Annotated in this window: 19 protein-coding genes, 2 tRNA genes and 1 pseudogene; 13 read left to right on the top strand and 9 right to left on the bottom strand. The window is 69.2% G+C overall.

The features are described 5' to 3' along the window. Window position 1: 1 nt before the first annotated feature. On the bottom strand, window positions 2-1,090 hold the full coding sequence (locus tag GGQ63_RS00220; protein ID WP_183851591.1) for a rhamnan synthesis F family protein: 1,089 nt from the start codon (window positions 1,088-1,090) through the stop codon (window positions 2-4). A gap of 146 nt (window positions 1,091-1,236) precedes the next feature. Further along, window positions 1,237-1,313, bottom strand: a tRNA-Pro gene (locus tag GGQ63_RS00215). Window positions 1,314-1,447: 134 nt separating this feature from the next. Between GGQ63_RS00215 and GGQ63_RS00210 the strand changes: the two genes are divergently transcribed. Beyond that, window positions 1,448-1,521, top strand: a tRNA-Gln gene (locus GGQ63_RS00210). A 129-nt stretch (window positions 1,522-1,650) separates the two neighbouring features. Here GGQ63_RS00210 and GGQ63_RS00205 read toward each other — a convergent pair. The 4 genes and pseudogenes from GGQ63_RS00205 to GGQ63_RS00190 form a co-directional block, all read right to left on the bottom strand. After that, window positions 1,651-2,802 (bottom strand): hypothetical protein, encoded by a 1,152-nt coding sequence (locus GGQ63_RS00205; protein WP_183851590.1) that lies wholly within the window; start codon window positions 2,800-2,802, stop codon window positions 1,651-1,653. Beyond that, complete coding sequence (locus GGQ63_RS00200; RefSeq protein ID WP_183851589.1) at window positions 2,799-3,350, bottom strand: DUF4365 domain-containing protein; 552 nt, start codon at window positions 3,348-3,350, stop codon at window positions 2,799-2,801. Before GGQ63_RS00200 ends, GGQ63_RS00205 begins: the two co-directional genes overlap by 4 nt. A gap of 352 nt (window positions 3,351-3,702) precedes the next feature. Further along, window positions 3,703-3,798: pseudogene (locus tag GGQ63_RS21885) on the bottom strand (hypothetical protein); the annotation flags it as partial. A gap of 134 nt (window positions 3,799-3,932) precedes the next feature. Further along, a complete protein-coding gene (locus GGQ63_RS00190; protein WP_183851588.1) occupies window positions 3,933-5,117 on the bottom strand; it encodes a Gfo/Idh/MocA family protein in 1,185 nt (394 codons plus the stop codon). A gap of 145 nt (window positions 5,118-5,262) precedes the next feature. Here GGQ63_RS00190 and GGQ63_RS00185 point away from each other — a divergent pair, with 145 nt between their 5' ends. The 9 genes from GGQ63_RS00185 to GGQ63_RS00145 all read left to right on the top strand — a co-directional run bounded on the left by GGQ63_RS00185 (window position 5,263) and on the right by GGQ63_RS00145 (window position 15,110). Next, window positions 5,263-6,144 carry a MurR/RpiR family transcriptional regulator gene (locus GGQ63_RS00185; RefSeq protein ID WP_183851587.1) on the top strand — a complete coding sequence of 294 codons (882 nt, stop codon included), beginning with the start codon at window positions 5,263-5,265 and terminating at the stop codon, window positions 6,142-6,144. 58 nt (window positions 6,145-6,202) lie between these two features. Further along, entirely contained in the window at window positions 6,203-6,985 is a 783-nt protein-coding gene (locus GGQ63_RS00180) for an SDR family oxidoreductase (protein WP_183851586.1), read from the top strand. After that, the gene (locus GGQ63_RS00175) at window positions 6,982-8,496 is read left to right on the top strand and encodes a mannitol dehydrogenase family protein (protein ID WP_343061042.1); all 1,515 of its coding nucleotides are present in this window, start codon (window positions 6,982-6,984) and stop codon (window positions 8,494-8,496) included. Before GGQ63_RS00180 ends, GGQ63_RS00175 begins: the two co-directional genes overlap by 4 nt. Window positions 8,497-8,539: 43 nt before the next feature. Next, on the top strand, window positions 8,540-9,454 hold the full coding sequence (locus GGQ63_RS00170; protein ID WP_183851584.1) for a sugar phosphate isomerase/epimerase family protein: 915 nt from the start codon (window positions 8,540-8,542) through the stop codon (window positions 9,452-9,454). A gap of 50 nt (window positions 9,455-9,504) precedes the next feature. Continuing rightward, window positions 9,505-10,536: an ABC transporter substrate-binding protein gene (locus tag GGQ63_RS00165; RefSeq protein ID WP_183851583.1), complete on the top strand. Its 1,032-nt coding sequence runs from the start codon at window positions 9,505-9,507 to the stop codon at window positions 10,534-10,536. A 75-nt stretch (window positions 10,537-10,611) separates the two neighbouring features. After that, complete coding sequence (locus GGQ63_RS00160) at window positions 10,612-12,126, top strand: ATP-binding cassette domain-containing protein (protein WP_183851582.1); 1,515 nt, start codon at window positions 10,612-10,614, stop codon at window positions 12,124-12,126. Beyond that, on the top strand, window positions 12,123-13,097 hold the full coding sequence (locus tag GGQ63_RS00155; RefSeq protein ID WP_183851581.1) for an ABC transporter permease subunit: 975 nt from the start codon (window positions 12,123-12,125) through the stop codon (window positions 13,095-13,097). Before GGQ63_RS00160 ends, GGQ63_RS00155 begins: the two co-directional genes overlap by 4 nt. Beyond that, complete coding sequence (locus tag GGQ63_RS00150; protein WP_183851580.1) at window positions 13,094-14,080, top strand: ABC transporter permease; 987 nt, start codon at window positions 13,094-13,096, stop codon at window positions 14,078-14,080. The genes GGQ63_RS00155 and GGQ63_RS00150 overlap by 4 nt, the downstream gene beginning before the upstream one ends. An 85-nt stretch (window positions 14,081-14,165) precedes the next feature. Continuing rightward, window positions 14,166-15,110 carry a LysR substrate-binding domain-containing protein gene (locus GGQ63_RS00145; protein ID WP_183851579.1) on the top strand — a complete coding sequence of 315 codons (945 nt, stop codon included), beginning with the start codon at window positions 14,166-14,168 and terminating at the stop codon, window positions 15,108-15,110. On the opposite strand, the gene GGQ63_RS00140 is transcribed toward GGQ63_RS00145, so the two are convergent. Both GGQ63_RS00140 and GGQ63_RS00135 read right to left on the bottom strand, forming a co-directional pair. Further along, entirely contained in the window at window positions 15,086-16,141 is a 1,056-nt protein-coding gene (locus GGQ63_RS00140; protein ID WP_183851578.1) for a LacI family DNA-binding transcriptional regulator, read from the bottom strand. The genes GGQ63_RS00145 and GGQ63_RS00140 overlap by 25 nt on opposite strands. Before the next feature lie 72 nt (window positions 16,142-16,213). Continuing rightward, window positions 16,214-16,966 (bottom strand): SDR family oxidoreductase, encoded by a 753-nt coding sequence (locus GGQ63_RS00135; RefSeq protein ID WP_183851577.1) that lies wholly within the window; start codon window positions 16,964-16,966, stop codon window positions 16,214-16,216. Window positions 16,967-17,127: 161 nt separating this feature from the next. On the opposite strand from GGQ63_RS00135, the gene GGQ63_RS00130 reads away from it, so the two are divergent. Next, window positions 17,128-18,159: an L-idonate 5-dehydrogenase gene (locus tag GGQ63_RS00130; protein ID WP_183851576.1), complete on the top strand. Its 1,032-nt coding sequence runs from the start codon at window positions 17,128-17,130 to the stop codon at window positions 18,157-18,159. Between the two features lie 38 nt (window positions 18,160-18,197). Here the strand turns inward: GGQ63_RS00130 and GGQ63_RS00125 are convergent, their stop codons facing one another. Then, on the bottom strand, window positions 18,198-19,205 hold the full coding sequence (locus GGQ63_RS00125) for a LacI family DNA-binding transcriptional regulator (RefSeq protein ID WP_183851575.1): 1,008 nt from the start codon (window positions 19,203-19,205) through the stop codon (window positions 18,198-18,200). Window positions 19,206-19,358: 153 nt separating this feature from the next. On the opposite strand from GGQ63_RS00125, the gene GGQ63_RS00120 reads away from it, so the two are divergent. Continuing rightward, window positions 19,359-20,849, top strand: coding sequence for a sugar ABC transporter ATP-binding protein (locus GGQ63_RS00120; protein WP_183851574.1), 1,491 nt, complete (start codon window positions 19,359-19,361; stop codon window positions 20,847-20,849). 13 nt (window positions 20,850-20,862) lie between these two features. Then, entirely contained in the window at window positions 20,863-21,885 is a 1,023-nt protein-coding gene (locus GGQ63_RS00115) for an ABC transporter permease (protein ID WP_183851573.1), read from the top strand. Window positions 21,886-21,907: the final 22 nt, after the last annotated feature.

Below are 21,907 nucleotides of genomic sequence, written 5' to 3'. Positions count from 1 at the left end.
TCTAGCTGAGGCTCATATCGAACGCGATACGCCGGCGCCCGCGCAGCAGCAAGCCGTCGCCCTTGATCCGCATGTCGGTCAGGATGTCGGCCTCGTGGCCCTCTGCCCCGACCTCGCCGAGCAGCGTCTGGACTTCATAGAGGCCGTAATACCCTCGAAAGAGCAAATCCCTCTTCAGAAGCGGTGAACCAAGGAACCGTCGGTAGAGAAATCCGCCGCTATGAATCTGGGAATAGACATTGACGGCCGCGAGGAAACGCTCGGCGATCAACGCCGTCGGGAAGCCGCGCTTCGGCACGTTCGGCCTCAGATTGCGTGGCAAATAGCGGACGAGATCGAGAAGCTCGGCGCGGGAGAGGGCAACGATTCCGGGCCGCAGCCGCGCCGGCGTGTAGAGGATGTCGATCGAACGGGCCTCGCGCACCATGACGCGCGAGCTGCCGACCTCCCCCTTGCGGATCGCCCAGAGGCGCGAGTTGACCGGCAGATAGGCCTTCCAGAAATCCTGAAGCTCGGGGTTCTGCAGGAGCCGCCCGGAGATCGAATAGCAGAAGGACTGGACGTGATGGTCGCGCTCCCAGTTCTCGAACGTGCCCTGGACGTCGAACGGGCTGGTGGCGAGCCGCTCGATCAACGGCACGAGGCCGCTCTCGAGAAAATAGACGCTATCGTTCATCACGATGAGGCGTTCGGGCCGCAGCGCGGCGGCGTAAAGGATCGCATCCCGGTAACCGCCCATGTCGCGACCCGAATTGTCGCGCAGAATCATCACGGCGCAGGAGCGCAGGAGTTCGCGCCGGCGCGCCTCGTCGAGCGGATGGTTGACGACGAGGATGACGTTGACGCCTGCGGCCGCGAGCGCGGCGAGGGCGTTCGAGACATACCAGCGCGTTTCGACGGGCTGCCACATTACGAAGACGGCGAAGACACTACCGGGCTGGTGGAGCGCTCCGTCGACGAACTCCGGACTCCCTTCGTTGCCGCGCCAGCGCGCGAGCACCGTTCGGGCAATGGGCAGATAGTGCTCGGAGAGTTTTACATCGGCCCGGCGCAGCCGCTTCTTGACCCACTTGATCGGCCGAACGGTCATGCGCGCGTCGATTCTCTAATGATGCCCCGGCCGACCGTATGGATGGGGCCGAGCCATGCGCGCGATGTCCGTCTATGGAACCGAACCCCTCCGGCCCGGTTCGAAAACAGCCAACCGGTCCCACGCTCGGTGCCCGTCGCCAGAAATGGTCGGAGTGGCAGGATTTGAACCTGCGACCCCCTCGTCCCGAACGAGGTGCGCTACCAGGCTGCGCTACACTCCGTGACCAGCGGCGAGCGGACTTATATAGGGGCGTTTTTCGTCCCGCAAGCGCTCCGAAGCCGGAAGGCCGCGATTTCCACCGCCCGCTCGACCATTGCGCCGCACGGCCCGCTGGCGCTATAGGACGGCGCCGGATGGGGCGTAGCCAAGCGGTAAGGCAGCGGGTTTTGGTCCCGCCATCCTAGGTTCGAATCCTAGCGCCCCAGCCAGTCTTCCATATGCACTAAATATCAATGACTTAGCGCCTGGAGGGCGTGCCTGGTGGTACACGCGAGTGGTACACGCTGGTGGGGCATTTTTGCTGCGTCTTCATAGACTTGGACAGAGCATGCGCCAGCCTATGTTTGGGCCTCGTCGTCCTCCAGTGCGTAGTCGAAGCCGGTCGGTTCATAGACATGGTATGAACGCCCCTCCCTCCTCACGTTCCCCACCACTCGAACTGGCCTGAATTCGCGATGGGCAACGGTAGCTCGGTCGTAGTCAGCGGCCGACAACGAAACCACAACCTTGCGGAGGGCGTCCTCCACTGGCGCGTATATGGTCGCTTTGCCTTCGGCTGCCCCTTCTGCTCGCTCCAGCTTAACGACTGGCCCCTGCACCAGATAGGCCTCCAGGGTGTCTCTTGACCGGAAGATGCGGGCAGCTTCGCTAATGGCCGGGATGACGTCGCGGGTGACGACGACGCGGGATGGGGTATCGGTCGGTGTCGGCCGGTTCTGTGCCCACGCCACGCTGACGGCCAACTCGGGGGCTTCCCCGATCTTGTGCAAGCCAGCAATGGCTTCGCAGAGGTTGGCGCTTACGCCTCCGCTCACGGCGTTCTGGAAAGGCTCAAAGTTTCCTTGCATCGAGGCCTGTTCAGCGGCTTCGACAGCTAAGCCCATCGACCTCGCCAACGTCCTGACCACCTGCCGTTGAAAGGGCTCTTCGGGGAACAAGTCCGTGTCGCTAAATTCGTGCAGTTGCGGGGCGACGGGCGACAGGATGGTCAACACGTAGCTGCCGTGCTCGGTTTGACCGAACCGCGCTTGCTCCATGTACTCGTTCGCCTGCTGCGGCTTCCTGGCATGGAACACCGCACGCGGTCTTACAGTCGCGCAGGCCGCAGCCATTACGATCTCTCTGGCCTGCTCGAAGAGCTGGATACCTTCGTCAATTCGGATGGAGCCACCGGAGGTACTCTCCGATCTCGCCGCAAGGCGGACGAGGTCGAAACCGGAGTTGAGCAAGTCCCTGATGATGTCGAACTGAGACCGCTGCTCCGTGGTGGCAAGTTCGGCCAGAACAGCGGAGAACAGGGACACGAAGTCCGATGCGCTGCGTCGAGCAGGAACTACCACCTCGGCGTCAGGGTACGTTTCGTTGAGCCAAACCGAATATCGCCCCGTCGCCTCGCTGTAACGCTCCCAGCCCTTGGCCCGCAGGTAGCCCACCACGTTGAGCGGGCTGAGTGCCGCGATCGCTTCTTCGTCGGTGATGCGGGCCCTCATTCCAGTGCTCCCAGCGTGAGTGGTGACGTGAGGCTCACGCCGTTGCTGGCGCTGACCATCATCGCCTGCAGGGCAGCCGCGCTGAACACGTTGGCCTTCGGAAGGTGAACAGTCTTGCTGTCCTGCCCCGTCACCTCTGGTTCCCCTTGGAGGCACGTCCAGTAGCCGCAGTGCCTGAGGGCGAGTTGCGCCTCGTCCTGAACGACCCAGTCGGGGTGCAACTCGGGGACGAACACCACCACAAGGATGCGAGGGTTGGTCACGAGCGGGTCTCTCAGGTTGTCGTAGGTTTCCATGTTGAGGGTGTACGAGATCGGGTCGCCGGTCGGAACTGGTCCAAGTTTGCACTTCGACTGGATGTCGATCTTGGGCTTGGTGAACTTGCTGCCCTTCACCCGAGACATAGCGACGATGTCCACCTTGTCGTTGTCGGTCTCGGGGATTGCGATGGAGCAGCCAGCCAGCGATATGACCGCTCGAATATAGCTCCCCGCGAATGCCTCCTGCCGGGCCGAAAGGGCGGAGAACGGTGGTAGGGGTGACGGCATGTCGTCCTCGACGCTGTCCGGGTGTGCGCACAATCGCAGCAAGACCCACAGATTTCATTAATCACGGTCGGGAGCAAAAAGAACAGACACCCGCTCTCGCAGGCTCACGCCGGGGACCGCTCAAGCCGCTCCACGGCCGACACTCCAATGCCGAGCGTCTTGGCCACCTTGATGATGCCCATGCCGGTTGCCCGCAGTTCACCCACTTTGGCCTCGGTGCCGCTGCCGAGGGTCGGCCTGCCGAGGCGTTTGCCCTCCGCGTTGGCTCTGGCGAGACCGGCATTGACCCGCTCTTGGACATGGCCCGCTCGAACTCGGCAAACACCGCCATCATGCCGAACGGAGCGCGGCCGGAGGGAGTAGTGGTGTCGAGCGCCTGCTGATGCAGATAGAGGTCCGCGCCATGCCCCCCCGCAGGTCTTCTGGATAGGCCACGAGGGTCCTGCATGGACCGAAGTGCCCGCTGCAAACGCGACCTCGCGCCGACCAACGGCGCCCAAGAGTAGATCTCAAGCCCCTCGGTCGTCCAACCTGACCTGCTGACGAAGAGGCTTCCCTCTCACGCGCTCCGGCCCCCTCCCCTCAGCGCCACCTCGCGTCCGTCCAGGCGCCGCCGGCGGCGTTCGATTCGACCGCGGCGGCGACGAACTTGACCCCGCGCGCCCCGTCGCGGACATCCGGCACGAGCGCGGCGATCGACGGATCCTGCGGCGCGCCGGCGCGGTGCGCACGGATCAGCGTCGCGGCGTCGCGGTAGAGATTGGCGAAGGCCTCGATATAGCCCTCGGGATGCGCCGCCGGCATGCGCGAGACGCGCCGCGCCTCGTCCGAGGAGCCGGGTCCGCCACGGACAATGGTGCGCGTCTCCTCGCCATAGGGCGTGAAGCGCAGCCGCTCCGGGTCCGTGCCACGCCATTCGAGGCCGGCGCGCTCGCCATAGATCCGCACCGAGAGATCGTTGTCGTGGCCGGGCGAGGTCTGGCTCGCGAGGATCGTGCCGCGGGCGCCGCCCGACCAGCGGACGAGCACATGGGCGTTGTCGTCGAGCCGGCGGCCGGGCACCGCGGTGAAGAGATCGGCCGCGACCGATTCGGCTCCCTCCCCTGAGATGAAGGCGGCGAGGTTGTAGGCGTGCACGCCGATATCGGCGAGCACGGCCGATTGCCCGGCGCGCGCCGGATCGGTGCGCCATTCGGCCTGCTTCTGGCCGTCGGCATCGATCGGCAGGGTCAGCCAGTCCTGAATATAGGCGGCATGGATCGAGACGATCCGGCCGAGCGCACCCGCCCTCACCATCTCGCGCGCCTGACGGACCATGGCGTAGCCGGTGTTGTTGAGCGTGACGAGGAGCTTCCGCCGCCGGGCCGCAGCGAGGTCGACGAGCATGCGAGCCTCGTCGAGCGTGGCCGAAAGCGGTTTGTCGCAGATCACGTCGATGCCGGCCTCCATGAAGGCCGCGGCGACGGGCGCGTGGAGATGGTTCGGCGTGACGATCACCACCGCCTCGATGCCGTCATCCCGCGCCGCCTCGGCCTGCGCCATCGCTCGCCAGTCGTCATAGCTGCGCTCCGGCGCGATGCCGAGATCGGCGGCCGAGGCCGCGGCGTTCGCCGGATCGGCCGAGAGCGCGCCGGCGACCAGCGCGATCTGGTCGTCGAGCCGCATCGCAAAACGGTGCACCGCGCCGATGAAGGCGTTCCGCCCGCCGCCGACCATGCCGACGCGCAGCCGCGCGCCCGTCGTCCCATCGGCCGTCGCATAGACCATGATCGTCTCTCCTCCCGCTTTTGGCGCGATGCTAGCGGCGGGCGCGGGATTTTCGAAGTCCTTTTCCAGAATCGGGATTGTGAAATTTTCGTGCCGCGCGACAATGCCGGCGCCGGCAGGGTCGGCGCGACGAGGGAGGAGCGGCATGGCGGAACGCCGGGCGGCACCGGAGAAGAAGGCCGCGGGCCGCGCGGCGATCGGCTACGCGAAGCCGCGCAGCTATGAGGAACTGCGTGCCGTGCTCTCCTCGGGCACGGTGCATTTTCCGAAGCGCCTGCGGCAGGTGGCGATCTTCCTCTGGCAGCATCCCGGCGAAGTGGCGCTCGGCACGATCGGACGAGTTGCCGAGCAGGCGGGCGTGCAGCCTTCGACCCTCGTCCGCTTCGCCCAGATCTTCGGCTATTCCGGCTTTTCGGACTTCCAGGCGTTGTTCAAGGAGCATGTGAAGGCCTCCTGGCCGGAGGGGCGGCGCGAGGGCGCCGAGCAGCCCGACCCGGCCGAGAGCGACCCCAACGTCCATCTGGTAAAAGGCCTCGCGGCGGCGGCGCAGGCCGCCCTCGCCCGTCTCGGCGAGAGCTTCGAGCCGTCCCGCTTCGAGCGCATGGCGGAGATCCTCGCCGGCGCCGACCTCATCTATCTCGTCGGCAGCAAGCGTGCTTTCCCGGTCACCGCCTATCTCTCCGTCACCCTGCTGCAGCAGGGGGTGAGGAGCGTCCTCGTCGACAATGTCGGTTCCTCGGCACACGATCAGATCGGCTGCGTCGGCCCGCGCGACGCCGTGCTCGCGGTGAGCTTCAGCCCGTACAATTCGATCACACCCGATCTCGTCGCGATCGCCCATGAGCGCGGCGCCCGCATCGTGGCGATCACCGATTCGACCTTCAGCCCGCTGGTCCCGCTCGCCGAGATGTGGCTCGAGGTGGTCGAGGCCGAATTCGCCGGGTTCCGCTCGCTGTCCGCATCGCTCGCCGTCGGCATGGCGCTCGCCCACGCCGTTTCGGCGCGGCGGGGGCGGGTCTCCGGTTGACTATCGGGAAGCTCCGTTCCATGATCGAGAAAATAGAAACATAATTCCGGACGGGATGATGGAAGCGCGTGTGGACGGCAAGGTGGCGCTCGTCACCGGGGCGACGCAAGGAATCGGCCTCGCCATCGCCGAAACGCTCGCCGCAGCCGGCGCGGCGGGCCTCGTGATCTCGGGCCGCGACCGGACGCGCGGCGAGGCGGCGGCCGCCTCGCTCGCCGAACGGGGCGCGCCCACCCTCTTCGTCGCCGCCGAGCTCGGCGATCCGGACGCGCCCGCGCGGCTGATCGAGGCCTGTCTCGACCGCTTCGGCCGGATCGACCTCCTCGTCAACGCCGCGGCGCTGACCGACCGGGCCTCCCTCCTCGACGCCTCGCGGGACGATTGGGAAGCGCTCTTCGCCGTCAATGCGCGGGCGCCCTTCTTCCTGATGCAGGGCGCCGTTGCGGCGATGAAACGGCAGGGCGGCGGCGGGGCGATCGTCAACATCCTGTCGGTCAATACGCATTGCGGCGCGCCCGAGCTCGCCGTCTATTCCGCAACCAAGGCCGCGCTCGCCCTGCTGACGCGCAATGTCGCCAATGCCCACCGCTTCGACCGCATCCGCGTCAACGGCATCAATGTCGGCTGGACCGACACGCCGGCGGAGCGGGTGATGCAGGCGGAGACGCTCGGCCACGGCCCCGGCTGGCTCGAGGCCGCGAGCGCGAGACAGCCCTTCGGCCGGCTGCTCGTGCCGCAGGACATCGCCAATCTCGCCGTCTTTCTCCTGAGCGATGCGTGCGGACCGATGACCGGTTCGCTGGTCGATCAGGAGCAATGGGTGGTGGGGTCCGGCCGGTGAGCGCGGTTCCGAAAACGGCGGAGCGGCTCGGCCCGGCTCTCCTCGACCGCCTGCCCGCCGCCGTCGCCCGGCCCGCCTATGACCGCGCGGCGCTCGCCGCCGGCATCGCCCATATCGGCGTCGGCGCCTTCCACCGCACCCATCAGGCCGAGTTCGTCGACGACCTCCTCGCCGATCGGCTCGACCGCTTCGGCATCGTCGGCATCAACATCCGCCCGCCGGCGCTCGCCGACACGCTCGGCGCGCAGGGCGGGCTCTATACGCGGCTGATGCGCGAGGACGACCGCGTCACGGCCCGCGTCATCGGCAGCATCGTCCGCGTCGTCGACGCGCAGGCGAGCGCCGAGCCGGCGCTCGCCGTGCTCGCCGATCCGGCGATCGATCTCGTCACCCTGACCGTCACCGAGAAAGGCTATTGCCACACGCCGGCGAACGGCGCGCTCGACGAGAGCCGGCCGGAGATCGCCCACGACCTCGCCCATCCCGAGGCGCCACAGAGCCTGCCCGGCCTCATCCTCGCGGCCCTCGAGCGGCGGCGGAAGGCGCACGGCGCGCCGGTGACGGTGATGAGCTGCGACAACATCCCGTCGAACGGCGCCATTCTGGGCCGCGTCGTCGCCGCCCTCGCCGAGCGGCGCGGCGATGGTCTCGCCGGCTGGATCGCCGGGAACGTCGCCTTCCCCTCGACCATGGTCGACCGCATCGCGCCGGCGACGGGCGCCGCCGATCTCGCTTATGTGGAACAGGTGCTCGGCTACCGCGATGAGGCGGTGGTGGTGGGCGAGCCGTTCCGGCAATGGGTGATCGAGGATCGCTTCGCCGCCCGCCGGCCGGATTTCGGCCGGGTCGGCGCGCAGTTCGTCGATGACGTCGGCGCGTTCGAACATCTGAAGATGCGCGTGCTGAACGGCGCGCAGACGACGCTCTGCTATCTCGGCGTCCTCGCTGGCCTCGAACACACGTTCGACGACATGGCCGACCCGCTCCTCGCCGGCTTCGTGCGCCGCATGCTCGCCGAGGAGACCCTGCCGACGCTCGAGCCGGTGCCCGGCATCGTGCCGGAGGCCTATCTCGAACAGAGCCTCGCCCGGCTGCGCAACACCGCGATCCGTCACCGCAATCACCAGATCGCCACCGACGGCTCGCAGAAGATCGTCCAGCGCATCCTCAACCCGATCCGCGACCGGCGCCGCGCCGGCGCGGCGATCGACCTGCTCTGCGTGCCGGTCGCCGCCTGGATGGCCTATCTCGTCCGCGCATCGGCCCGCTTCGGCCGCGCCTGGACGGTCGACGACCCTTATGCCGACCGGATCGCCGCGATCGCCGACGCGATCGGCGACGATGCGGCCGCGCTCACCGCCGCCATCGTCGCGATCGGCGCGATCTTTCCGGCCGAGCTCGCCGCCGACGCGACGTTCCGCGCCGGCGTCGCGGCACGGCTCGCCGGTTTCCTCGCGCCCGATCCGCTCGCCGATCTCGCCCGGCTCTGCGGTGCCGGGCCGCCGGGTTGACCGGACGCGCGCGATAGAGAACCCTGGAGGAGGGGAGGATATCATGAAGCTCGGGATTTTGACGGCGCCGTTCCCGGACGCGCCGCTCGCCGACGTCGCCGACTGGGCGAGCGCGGCCGGCTTCGAGACGCTCGAGATCGCCTGCTGGCCACGCGCCGCGGGACCGACCCGGCGCTATGCCGGCACCAGCCATATCGACGTCGCGACCCTTTCGGAGACGGAGGGGCGGGAGATCGTCGCCGCCCTCGCCGACAAGGGACTCTCGATCTCCGGCCTCGGCTATTATCCGAACCCGCTCCACCCCGACCCGGCCCACCGGGCCGCGGTGATCGACCATCTGAAGACGGTGATCGTCGCCGCCGGGCGGATGGGCGTGCCGGTCGTCAACACGTTCTGCGGCGGCGACGCCTCGAAGCACGTCGACGCCAACTGGCAGGAGGCGCTCGCGGTCTGGCCGGACATCGTCGCCCATGCGGCCGACAACGGCGTGCGCCTCGCCTTCGAGAACTGCCCGATGATCTTCAGCGTCGACGAATGGCCGGCCGGGCACAACATCGCCTATTCGCCGCAGATCTGGCGCCGCATCCTCGAGGCGTTCGACGGCGCGATCGGCATGAATTTCGATCCCTCGCATCTCGTCTGGCAGATGATCGACGCCGCCCGCTTCATCCGGGAATTCGGGCCGCATATCATTCATGCTCATGCGAAGGATCTGATGATCGACCGCGACGGGCTCTATGAGCGCGGCATCCTCTCCGCCGGCATGGGCTGGCAGGTGCCGCGCATGCCGGGTCTGGGCGAGGTCGACTGGAACGTGATCTTCTCGGGTCTCTACCGCGCGGGCTACGATGGACCGATCGTCATCGAGCACGAGGACCGCCGGTTCGAGGGGGACGACGATCGGGTGAAGCGGGGCTTCCTGCTCGCGCGGGACGTGCTGCGCCCCTTGGTCAAGTGAACGGATCGATTTCGGGAGGTCGGCCCAGAGGGGCCGTGAGGAGGAAAACCATGAAGAAGCTCAATTATCTGCCGCTCGTCGCCGGTGCCGTGCTGCTCGCGTCGACCGCGCTGTCCCATGCGAAGGACAGCTACACGATCGGCGTCTCCAACACCGTGCAGGGCAATGGCTGGCGCGAGGAGATGGTCTGCGCGATGAAGGCCGAGGCGCTCGCCTCCGGCAAGGTGTCGAAGCTCAACATCGCCCACCGCAACACCGATGCGGCGGGCCAGCTCGAGGACATCCGCAACCTGATCAGCGCCGGCGTCGATGCGATCGTCGTCAATCCGGCCGACCCCTCGGGCGTCAACGCCGCCCTCGCCGAAGCGGCGAAGGCCGGCATCGTCGTGGTCGCCGTCGACCAGGGCGTCACCGAGCCGTCGGCCTATGTGATCTCCAACAACCAGGAGGAATACGCCTATCTCGGCGCCAAATGGCTGTTCGAGACGATCGGCGGCAAGGGCGAGGTCGTCTATATGCGCGGCGCCGCGGGCGCCTCGGCCGACAGCGATCGCGACAAGGGCTTCAAGCGCGCCCTCGCGGAGTTCCCGGACGTCAAGGTCGCGCACGAGGTGTTCACCGGCTGGCAGCAGGATCAGGGCAAGCAGCAGATCCTCGACTTCATCGCCACCGGCATTCCCTTCGACGGCATCTGGACCTCCGGCATCGACAACGTGATCGTCGACGCGCTGGTCGAATCGCAGGCGACGCTCGTCCCGGTGGTCGGCGCCGACAATGCCGGCTTCGTCGGCCAGCTGAACAAGGTCGAAGGCCTGAAGGGCGCCGCGGTCACCAATCCGGGCTCGATCGGCGGCGCCGGCGTCGCCCTCGCGCTGCAGATCCTCGAAGGCCAGAAGCCGGCCTCGCAGACGGTGCTGGTCGACCCCGAGCTGTGGGAGAACGTCACGCCCGAGGGCAAGGCGAAGCTCGCCGCGGCGGCCGATCCCTCGCTGAGCGCCGAATGGCCGGTGAGCATCTCGATCCCGAACTGGACGCACTATACGAAGGAGCAGATCGTCGCCTGCAAGGGCCCCGGCGAGTAAGCTCCGCCCCGCCATCCGGGCGGGCGCCGGCCGCGGCGTCCGCCCGATCTTTCCTCGATCCGTTTCCGAGCGCCCGTGACGACGCAACCCCTCCTCGACGCCTCGGGCGTCGCGAAGAACTACGGCGCCGTTGCGGCGCTGCGCGACGCCTCGCTCCGCGTCCGGCCGGGCGAGGTGCACGCCCTGATGGGCGCCAACGGCGCGGGCAAGTCGACGCTCGTCAAGATCCTGACCGGCGCGATCCGGCCGAGCGCCGGCCGCATCCTGATCCGCGGCGAAGCCCGGCCGCTCGGCTCGCCGGCCGCGGCGCGCAGGGCCGGGCTCGTCCCGGTCTATCAGGAACCCTCGCTCATCCCCGATCTCGACATCGCCGACAATCTGCGGCTGACCGGGACGCCCGTCGCCCCCTTCCGCGACTGGGTGCGGGCGCTCGGCGTGCCGGACCTCGACCTGCGCGATCTCGCCCGCGACCTGCCGCTCGCGGTGCTGCGCGTGCTCGATCTCGCCCGCGCCCTGTCGCTCGAGCCCGATGTGATGCTGCTCGACGAGATGACGGCGGCGCTGCCGGCGAACCTCGCCGAGCGGGTGATCGAGGTGGTGCGCGGCGAGGTGAAGACCGGCCGTTCCGTCATCTTCATCTCGCACCGCTTCGTCGAGATCGCCGCGCTCTGCGACCGGGCGACCGTCCTGCGCGACGGCGAGACGGTCGGCGTCGTCGACATCGTTCCGGGCATCGAGGAGCGGATCGTCGAGATGATGCTCGGCGCGCGGGTCGAGAAGACCCGCGTCGCGGCGGCCGCGCGCGATGCGCAGGCCTCCTCCGGCCCGCCGCGCCTGTCGGTCAGAGGCCTCGCCGCCGGCTCGAAGCTCGAGGACGTCTCCTTCGAGCTCGCAAATGGCGAGGTCGCCGGCGTCGTGGCGCTCGAAGGCCAGGGCCAGGACGAGCTCTTCGCCGCCCTCGCCGGCTCGATCCGGCCGAGCCGCGGCACGATCGCGGTCGACGGCGAGCCCGTCGTGTTCGGTCATCCGGCGGATGCGATCGCGCAAGGCATCGCCTATGTCCCCGGCGACCGGACCGAGGCGCTGCTGATGCAGCGCTCGGTGCGGGAGAACATCGCCCTCCCCTTCAGCGCCCGCCTCCGGTCCTGGGGTCCGCTCGCGGTCGGCCGCGAGCGCGGCCTCGTCTCCGCGGCGATCGAGCGGCTGCAGATCGACACCCGCGCCCAGCGCGAAGTGCAGCGCCTCTCCGGCGGCAACCAGCAGAAGGTGACGATCGCCCGCTGGATCGCGGCGGACGCCCGCACCATCCTCTGCTTCGATCCGACCCGCGGCATCGACGTGCGCACCAAGCGCGAGATCTACCGCCTGCTGCGCGAGCTCGCCGCGCAGGGCAAGTCGGTCCTCTATTACACCTCCGAGCTCGAAGAGGTGCAACGCGTCTGCGACCGGGCGATCGTCGTCTTCGGCGGCCGCGTCGTCGATGTGCTGCCGGTCGAGATCGCCGACGAGGCGGCGCTGACGCGGGCGGCCTACGGCCTGCCGCGCGAGGCCGCCTCCCTCCCCGCCTCTCCCTCCGGAGCGACGCCGTGAGCCGCTTCCTTCGTCGCCAGGGCTGGGTCGCCGGCCTGTTCGTGCTCTTCCTCGCCCTCCTCGTCGTCACCCGGCTGATCCAGCCCGGCTATGGCGCGGCCGATTTCGGCTCGCTCGCCCGCGCGGTGCTGCCCTACGCCTTCGCCGTCGCGGCGCAGACCGTCGTCGTGCTCGCCGGCGGCATCGACCTGTCGGTCGCGGCGATGATGGCGCTGACGAGCGTCACCGCCGCGGCGCTGATGGCCGGGGCGAGCGAGGAGTTCGCGCTCGCCGTCGTGCCGTTCGTGCTGGCGCTCGGCTTTGCGCTCGGCGCGATGAACGGCGCCCTGATCGTGGTGAGCCGCGTGCCCGACATCGTCGTCACGCTCGCCACGCTCTTCATGCTGCAGGGCGCCGCGCTCCTCGTCCTCGACGCGCCGGGCGGCGGCGCGGCGGAATGGCTGAAGGCGCTCATCGTCGGCACCGTGCCGATCCCGGGGCTCCCCGGTGCGGTCACCGACTGGATCCCCAAGGCGCTCGTCGTGCTCGTCATCTGCCTCGCCGTCGTCTGGATCCCGCTCAGGCGCTCGCGGCTCGGCCTGTCGCTCTATGCGATCGGCTCGAGCGACCTCGCCGCCTTCCGCAGCGGCGTTCCCGTCGCCCGCACCAAGATCCTCGCCTATGCGCTCGGCGGCCTGTTCGCCGCGATGGGCGGCCTGACGCTCACGATGAGCACCGGTATCGGCGCGCCGATCCCCGGTCCCTATCTGCTCGCCAGCGTCGCCGCGGTCGTGCTCGGCGGCGTCGCGCTCGGCGGCGGCCGCGGCGGCCTGCTCGGGCCGATCATCGCCGTTTTCGTGCTCCGGCTCGTCCGCACCGACCTCACCCTGCTCGCGGTCGATCCCAACGTCACCACCATCATCGAGGGCGTGATCATGGTCGTCGTCGTCATGCTCGGCGCCCTCGTCGCGATGAGAGGCCGCACGCCATGACCGATACCGCGACGCTCGATCGCCCGGCCCCGCTCGGCCGGCGGATCCGCCGCTTCATGAGCGACCAGCCGCTCGTGCCGCTGATCGTGCTGCTCGTGATCCTCGTCGGCGTGCTCGAATTCCTGCGGCCGGGCATCGTCAACGAGCGCTGGATCGCCAACACGGTGAAGTTCGCGATCCCGCTCGCCATGCTCGCCGCCTGCCAGACCATGACGATGCTGACCGGCGGCATCGACCTGTCGGTCTCGACGGTCGCGACCATGGCGGCCTTCTTCATGGCCGCCCAATCGGTGGCGCTCGATCCGGTTTCGGCCGGCGCGATCGCCCTTCTGCCGGCGCTGCTGATCGGCATCGCCAACGGCATCGGCGTCGGCGTCTTCCGCGTCCACCCCCTCATCATGACGCTCGGTACCAGCCTCGTCGGCATCGGCTGTCTTCAAGTCTATCAGCGCACCGTGATCGCCTCCGGCGCGCGGGTGCCGGACGGGCTGACCTGGCTCGGCACGGGCCTGACGGGCGGCGTGCCGAACGCGCTCCTCCTCTTCATTCCCGTCGCGGCCTTCGTCATCCTGATGCTGCGCTTCACCGGCTTCGGCCGCCTCCTCTATGCGGTCGGCGACAATGAGCGGGCGGCGCGCCTCTCCGGCGTGCAGTACTGGCGGGTCATCCTGGCGCTCTACGTGCTCTCGGCGCTGATCGCCGGCATCACCGGCCTGCTCTATCTCGGCCTCATCCGCACGCCGTCGCTGTCGCTCGCCGACCCGCTGATGCTGCCCTCGGTCGCCGCCGCGGTGATCGGCGGCACCTCGATCTTCGGCGGCCGCGGCGGCTATGCGGGCACGATCGTCGGGGCTCTGATCCTCACCGTGCTGACGACGCTGCTGCGCCTCCTGCAACTGCCCGAGGGGGCCCGGCTGATCCTCTTCGGCGCCATCGTGCTCCTCGTCACCGCGGCCTATCTGCGGCTCGTCGACGACCGCTGAACGGCGCCGGCGCCGGCGCGGAATTCAGTCTGCATGAAAGTTGCATGGGGTCTCCCGGTCGCACAGCCGGGAGCCGCCCCACGTCATGAATCTCATCAGCCTCGACATCCGGATGCTGCGGTCGCTGATCTCCGTCGTCGATACGGGCAGCATCACCGAGACGGCGAGGCGGCTCGGGCGAACCCAGCCGGCGATCACGCTGCAATTGCAGCGGCTGGAAGAGCTCGCGGGGACGCAGCTCTTCCGCCATGACGGCCGCCGCTTCGCGCTGACGCCGGAGGGCGATCTCGTCGTCAATTACGGCAAGTCGATCCTGCGCCTGCACGACGAGCTGCTGTCGCGGCTCTCGGCGCCGGAGATCGAGGGCCATGTCGTGCTCGGCACGCCGGACCTCTATGCCGCCTATATGCTCCCCTCGATCCTCGGCGTCTTCAAGAAGGCCTTCCCGCGCATCCAGGTGCAGTTGCGCTGCGCCCTCTCCACCCCGCTCGTCGACCTCGTCCAGCGCGGCGAGGTCGACATCGCCCTCGTCACCCGGATGAACGATTTCACCGGCGGTCTCGTCGTGCGGCAGGAACAGCTCGTCTGGATCGGCGGCGAAGGATCGAGCGCGCACCACGAGAATCCTGTGCCGCTCGCCCTCCTGCCGCCCGGCAACATCTATCGCGACCACGCCATCGCCGGGCTCGATGCCGCGGGCCACAAATGGCGGATCGCCTGCGTCAGCGAGAGCGTCAGCGGGCTTCAGGCGGCGGTGTTCTCGGGCATGGCGGTGAGCGTGCTCGGCCGCAGCGCGGTCGTGCCGCGGATGCGCGAACTCGACGTCTTCCCGCCGCTGCCGAAGGTCGACCTGCTGCTCTACAAGGCGCCCGGCACCACCTCCCGCGCCGCGCTCGCCCTGCACGACTATCTCGCCCATTATCTCGGCCTCGAGCACGAGGAACCCGCCCCGCTCGGCGGCCCGTCGCTGCAGCACCAGCCGGTCCGCACGAGGCCGGCCGGCGCCTATGGTGCGGACGGGGATTTCTGAGCCGTTTCCGCGTTCGCTCGGCCGGCCCCGTCGGCGTCCGGCAGAAGCGCGCTGCCGCCTGGACGCAGCTGCGGCATGATCGCGACGATGCGGGGGCCGGTGACGGTGCCGTCGAGGAGGCCGAGGATCAGTTCGGCAGCGCGGCGGCCGATCTCGCGCGGGAACGGGTCGATGGTGGTGAGCGTCGGCACCGAAATGCCGGCGATGTCGTAATCGCCGAAGCCGGCGATCGCGATCGTCTCCGGCACGGCGAGGCCGCGGCGCTGGCATTCGGTGAGCGCGCCGAAGGCGGCGAGGTCGGAAACGCAGATCACCAGTTCGGTATCGGGCAGGCGGTCGAGCAGCGCAGCCATCGCCGCCGCCCCTTCGCGCATCGAGATCGGCGGCGTGCCGCCCGCGATCAGCCGGGCGGCGTCGAGCCCGTGCTTCGCCATGGCGCGCAGGAAGCCGCGCCGCCGGTCGGTGCCGCGTGTATCGCGCGCCGCGTCGCCGCCGAGAAAGGCGATCCGGCGGAAGCCCGCCGCGACGAAGCGGTCGACCATCGCCTCGACGGCGTCGGCATTCGAGAAGCCGACCACCGAGCCGATCGGCTCGTCCGGCAGGTCCCAGGTCTCGACGACCGGGATGCCCGCCTTGGCGAGCAGCGTCCGCGTCCGCGCCGTGTGCCGCCCGCCGGTGACGACGATCGCCTCGGGCCGCCGGCGGAGCAATTGCTCGACCAGCCGTTCCTCCTCCGCCATATCGTAATTCGTGTAGCCGAGCAGCACCTGATAGCCGCGCGCGGCGAGCCCGTCGGTCAGGCCGCGGACCGTGTCGGCGAAGTTCGCATTGTTGATCGAGGGGATGGTCGCGGCGATGAAATCGGTGCGCCGGGCGCGCAGGCTCGCCGCCGTGGCGTCGAAGACATAGCCGAGCCGCTCCGCCGCATCGAGGATGGCGGCGCGCGTCTCCTCGTTCACCGCGGCGTCGCGGCGGAGCGCCCGCGACACCGTCATCGAGGAGACGCCCGCCGCCCGCGCGACATCCGCCATGGTGGGCGGCCCCGCCCCTCGCGCCCGCCGCGTCACCGCCCGCTCCCCGAGCGGACGGCGCGGCGGACACCGTCAGAGCGAGGCGGTGATGCCGCCGTCGACATAGAGGACATGGCCGTTGACGAAGGACGACGCCTCGGAAGCGAGGAAGACGCAGGCGCCCACCAGTTCCTCGACGCGGCCCCAGCGGCCGGCCGGCGTCCGCTTCTCGAGCCAGGCCGAGAAGGCGGGATCGGCGACCAGCGCCGCGTTGAGCGGCGTGTCGAAATAGCCGGGCGCGATCGCGTTGACCTGCAGGCCGTGCTTCGCCCAGTCGGTCGCCATGCCCTTGGTCAGATTGCCCACCGCCCCCTTGGTCGCCGTATAGGGCGCGATCGAGGGCCGCGCGAGCGCGGTCTGCACCGAGGCGATGTTGATGATCTTGCCGCGGCCGCGGCCGATCATGTGGCGCGCCACCGCCTGGCCGACATTGAAGACGGAGGCGATGTTGGTCTGCAGCAGGCGCTGGAACGCCTCCTCCGGAAAATCCTCGAGCGGCGCGCGATACTGCATGCCCGCATTGTTGACGAGGATGTCGATCGCCCCGTGCGCGGCCTCGAAGGCGTCGACCGCCGTCCGCGCCGCATCATAATCGGTGACGTCGAAGGCGAGCGACCGGGCGCCGAGCGCCTCCGCGGCCGCGGCGAGCTTCTCCGCGTCGCGTCCGTTCAGCACCACTTCGGCGCCGGCTTCGGCAAGGCCCCGGGCGAGCGCCTGGCCGATCCCTTGCGAGGAGCCGGTGACGAGCGCACGCCGCCCGGTCAGATCGAACAAGCCGTTGGGCACGCGGAACCTCCCTCAGATTGATCTCGACAAATGCCGCCGACGCTGTTTCTGTTATCGATAACAGAGCCTGTCAAGGCGCGTTCGGGGAAAGCCGCGGGCGAGCGCGAAGATGCGTCGCCGGGCCCCCTCCCCGCCGCAGCCGCGACGCCCGGGAGGAGCCCATGAAGGCGATCGTCATCCACGCCGCCCACGACCTGCGCATCGAGGAGCGCGATGTCGAGGCGCCGGGTCCGGGCGAGGTGCGGCTCAGGCTCGCCACCGGCGGCATATGCGGCTCGGACCTCCATTATTACCATCACGGCGGCTTCGGCACGGTGCGCTTGAGGGAACCGATGATCCTCGGCCACGAAGTCTCGGCGATCGTCGAGGAACTGGGCGCCGGGGTGAGCGGGCTGGCGATCGGCCAGATGGTCGCCGTCTCGCCGTCGCGGCCCTGCCGGTCCTGCCGCTACTGTCTCGAAGGCCTGCCGAACCAGTGCTTGCACATGCGCTTCTACGGCTCGGCCATGCCCTTCCCGCACATCCAGGGCGCCTTCCGCGAGATGCTCGTCGCCGATGCCGGGCAGTGCGTGCCGGCCGAAGGCCTGACGGCCGGCGAAGCGGCGATGGCCGAGCCGCTTTCCGTCACGCTGCACGCCACCGGCCGGGCCGGCGCGATGACCGGCAAGCGCGTGCTCGTCACGGGCTGCGGCCCGATCGGCCTGTTGTCGATCCTCTGCGCCCGCCGCGCCGGCGCGGCCGAGATCGTCGCGACCGACCTGTCTGACTTCACCCTCGCGCTCGCCGCCCGCGTCGGCGCCGACCGCACGATCAACACGGCGACCGATCCCGACGGGCTCGCCCCCTTCACCGCCGACAAGGGCACGTTCGACGTGCTCTATGAATGCTCGGGCGCGGCCGCCGCGCTCGCCGCCGGCATCGCGGCGCTGCGGCCGCGCGGGCTCATTCTGCAGCTCGGCCTCGGCGGCGACATGACCCTGCCGATGATGGCGATCACCGCCAAGGAGCTGGAGCTGCGCGGCTCGTTCCGCTTCCATGCCGAGTTCCCGATCGCCGTCGAGCTGATGCGCAAGGGCCTGATCGACGTCAAGCCGCTGATCACCCACACTTTGCCGCTCACCGAGGCCGAGACGGGCTTCCGCCTCGCCTCCGACCGCAGGCAGACGATGAAGGCGCAGATCGCCTTCTCCTGAGGAGCCCGCCGCAGGCGAAAGAAGCCCGGGCGCGATGATCAGACCGTGGCGCCCGGTACGAGCCGCGTCGGCACCACGGTGACGTCCTCGGCGTGCTCGCCCTTCAGGCGGGCGACGAGCGCTTCGGCGGCGAGCTTGCCGATCGCGGTGGTCGGCACGACGGTCGTCGTCAGCCGGCGGGGCAGCACCGAGGCCGCCTCCATGCCGCCCCAGCCGGCGATGCCGAGATCGTCTGGCACGCGGACGCCGTTCGCCTGACACCAGGCGAGCGCGCCGATCGCCATCTCGTCATTGTGGAAATAGACCGCGTCGAGGTCCCGCCGCCGGGCGAGCAGCGTCTCGATGCCGTAATAGCCGGCATAGAAGCCCGGCGTGTCGAGCAGCATCTCCTTGTCGGCGAGCGGCAGGCCGGCATCGGCGAGCGCGCTCTCGAAGCCGTCGAGCCGCGCCTCGCTCATCACATCGGCCCCGGCGAGCGCGCCGACGAAGCCGACCCGCCGCCGGCCGCGCAACACCAGGAAGCGGCCCATCTCGACGCCGCAGTCGAAATGGTTGAAGCCGACCGACATGTCGATCGGGCTGGTCGTCAGGTCCCAGATCTCGACCACCGGCATGCCGGCATGGCGCAGCAGGTCGACCGTCGCCGCCGTGTGGTGCCGTCCCGACAGGATGAGGCCGGCCGGGCGCCAGGATGCGACCTGCCGCACCCACGCCTCTTCCTGCTCGACGGCATGCTGGTGGCTGCCGATCATCGTCTGGTAGCCGAGCCGCGACAGCGCCCGGTCGACCCCGTCGAGCACATGGGCGAAGAGGCCGGAGGTCAGCCGCGGCACGCAGACGCCGACGAGCGTCGAGGCCTGATCGGCACCGAAGGCGATGGCGAGCCGGTTCGGCACGTAACCGAGCGCATCGGCCGCCCGCACGACGCGGTCGCGCGTCTCGTCGGAGAAGCCGCTGCCGCCGCGCAGAACGCGGCTGACCGTCATCTTCGACACGCCCGTTGCCCGGGCGATATCCTCGAGATTGGCCTTGCCCTTCCGCTCCATCGCCGCGCTTTCGGCCGCCCGCCTCTCCCGACCGCCTCATGTTATCGATAACGGTTCCGGCTTGACAAGGCGGAAAGGCCAGATCAGTCTCGCCATACGTTACCGGTAAACCTCGATCAAGAAGGGGTGCCCGGTGAGGGGGGAGACGAAAAGATGACGGCCAGCGACGGCCTCTTCTTCGATCGCGTCGTGAAATCCTTCGGCGGCACGCAGGCGCTGAAGGGCGTTTCGCTGCGCGTCTGCCGCGGCGAGATCGTCGCGCTGCTCGGCGAGAACGGCGCCGGCAAATCCACCCTGATCAAGATTCTGGGCGGCATCCACAAGGCCGATTCCGGCGGCGTTCTTGTCGACGGCCGGCCCTATGCGCACGAGGCCGGCCGGGTCGGCGGTCAGGCGGTCGCCTTCATCCATCAGGACCTCGGCCTCATCGAATGGATGAGCGTCGCCGAGAACATCGCCCTCTCGCTCGGCTATCGGCGGCGGCGCGGCCGCATAGACTGGCCGGCGACCGAGGCCGCGGCGACCCGCGCGCTCGCCATGGTCGAGGCGGAGTTCCCCGCCACGGCGCGCGTCTCGAGCCTGACCAGGACCGAGAAGTCGCTCGTCGCGATCGCCCGCGCGCTCGCCGCCGACTGCGACTTCCTCGTGCTCGACGAGCCGACCGCCAGCCTGCCGGCGGACGAGGTCGAGCGCCTTTTCAACGCGCTTCGGCCGCTGAAGGCGAAGGGCGTCGGCATGATCTATGTCAGCCACCGGCTCGACGAGATCTTCCGCATCGCCGATCGCGTCGCGGTGCTGCGCGACGGCCAGATGGCGGGCATGCGCAGCGTCGAGCACACGACGCCCGAGGAACTCGTCGGTCTCATCGTCGGCCGCAAGGCGCGCGAGATCAGCCGCCCGCCGGTACAGGCCGGTCCGGCCATCCTCACCGTCGAGAACCTCGTCACCCGGCAGGTCGGTCCGGTCGGCCTGACGATCCAGCGCGGCGAACTGCTCGGGCTCGCGGGACTGCGCGGCGCCGGCCATGAAGATGTCGGCCGGGCGCTGTTCGGCATCGTGCCGCACAGCGGCCGCATCCTGCTCGAAGGGCGGCCGCCGGTGCTCGCCTCGGCGGAAACGGCAATGCGGTCCGGCATCGGCTTCGTTGCCCGCGACCGGGTTCAGGAGAGCATCGCGCCGGGGCTCTCGATCCGCGAGAACGCCTTCCTCAATCCGACCGCGACCGGCCGCGGCCTCCTCACCGCGCGGCTGCCGGGGCGCGAGGCGGCGGAGGCGGAGGCGGTCGGCCGCCGGGTCGGGCTGTCGCCGAACGATCCCGGCCTCGCGATCGAAGCGTTGTCGGGCGGCAATCAGCAGAAGGTGGTGGTCGGCCGCTGGCTCGATTCCGGCCGGCGCCTGCTGATCGCCGAGGATCCGACCGCCGGCGTCGATGTCGGTGCCAAGGCGGAGATCTACCACCTTCTCTACGAGGCGCTCGCCTCCGGCATGGGCGTGCTCGTCGTCTCGACCGATTTCGAGGAGATCGCCCATGTCTGCCACCGGGCGATCGTGTTCAGCCGCGGCCGCGCCGTCGCGGAACTCGCCGGCGTCGAACTCTCCACCGAAACGCTGATCCAGGCCGCCTCGGCCGGCGAAGCCGCTTGAAGGTCCCCCGCCTATGCCCTCGATCGAATCGAACGCGCTCGAACCGACCCGCGACGAGCTCGCCGGCACCGGCATGCTGCACAGGCTGGGGCGGCTGCTGCCGGTCTATGGCCTCGTCCTGCTGATGCTGGCGCTCATCCTCGTCTTCTCGATCCTGTTGCCCAACACCTTCCCGACCCTCCTCAACCTGCGCGCCATCCTGTCGGACAAGGCGATCATCGCGCTCCTCGCCCTCGCCGCGACGGTGCCGATGGTCGCCGGCCGGATCGACCTCACCGTCGGCTACGGCATCGTGCTGTGGCACATCCTCGCCATCTCGCTGCAGACCCTCCTCGGCATCCCCTGGCCGCTCGCGGTCGTCATCGTGCTCGCGCTCGGCACGGCGGTCGGCTTCCTGAACGGCCTGCTCGTCGAGGTCGCGCGCATCGACAGCTTCATCGCGACGCTCGGCACCGGCACGGTGCTCTATGCGCTCGCGCTCTGGCACACCGGTGGCCGGCAGATGGTCGGCATGCTGCCGGACGGCTTCTACGCGATCAACGGCACCTTCGTCGTCGGCCTGCCGATCACCGCCTTCTACGTGCTCGCCATCGCGGTGACGATGTGGGTGGTGCTCGACCACACGCCGATCGGCCGCTTCCTCTATGCGATCGGCGCCAACCAGCGGGCCGCCGAGCTGAACGGCATCCCGACGCGGAAATTCGTGCTCGGCGCTTTCGTCACCTCCGGCTTCCTGACCGCGCTCGCCGGCGTGCTGCTCGCCTCGAAGCTGCGCATCGGCCAGGCCTCGGTCGGCCTCGAATTCCTTCTGCCGGCGCTCGTCGGAGCCTTTCTCGGCTCGACCACGATCAAGCCAGGCCGCGTCAATGTCTGGGGCACGATCGTCGGCGTGATGATCCTCGCGGTGGGCATTTCCGGCATCCAGCAATTCGGCGGCTCGTTCTGGGTCGAGCCGCTGTTCAACGGGCTGACCCTGCTGATCGCCATCGGCATCGCAGGCTATGCGCAGCGCCGCAAAGGCGCGGTGAAGAAGTAGACGGAACGAAGTTCGAAAAGGT

Source organism: Prosthecomicrobium pneumaticum, from assembly GCF_014199915.1.
Lineage (GTDB): Bacteria > Pseudomonadota > Alphaproteobacteria > Rhizobiales > Kaistiaceae > Prosthecomicrobium > Prosthecomicrobium pneumaticum.
Note: the sequence above shows the minus strand (reverse complement) of the source record. Positions and strands in the feature narration are given on the sequence as shown.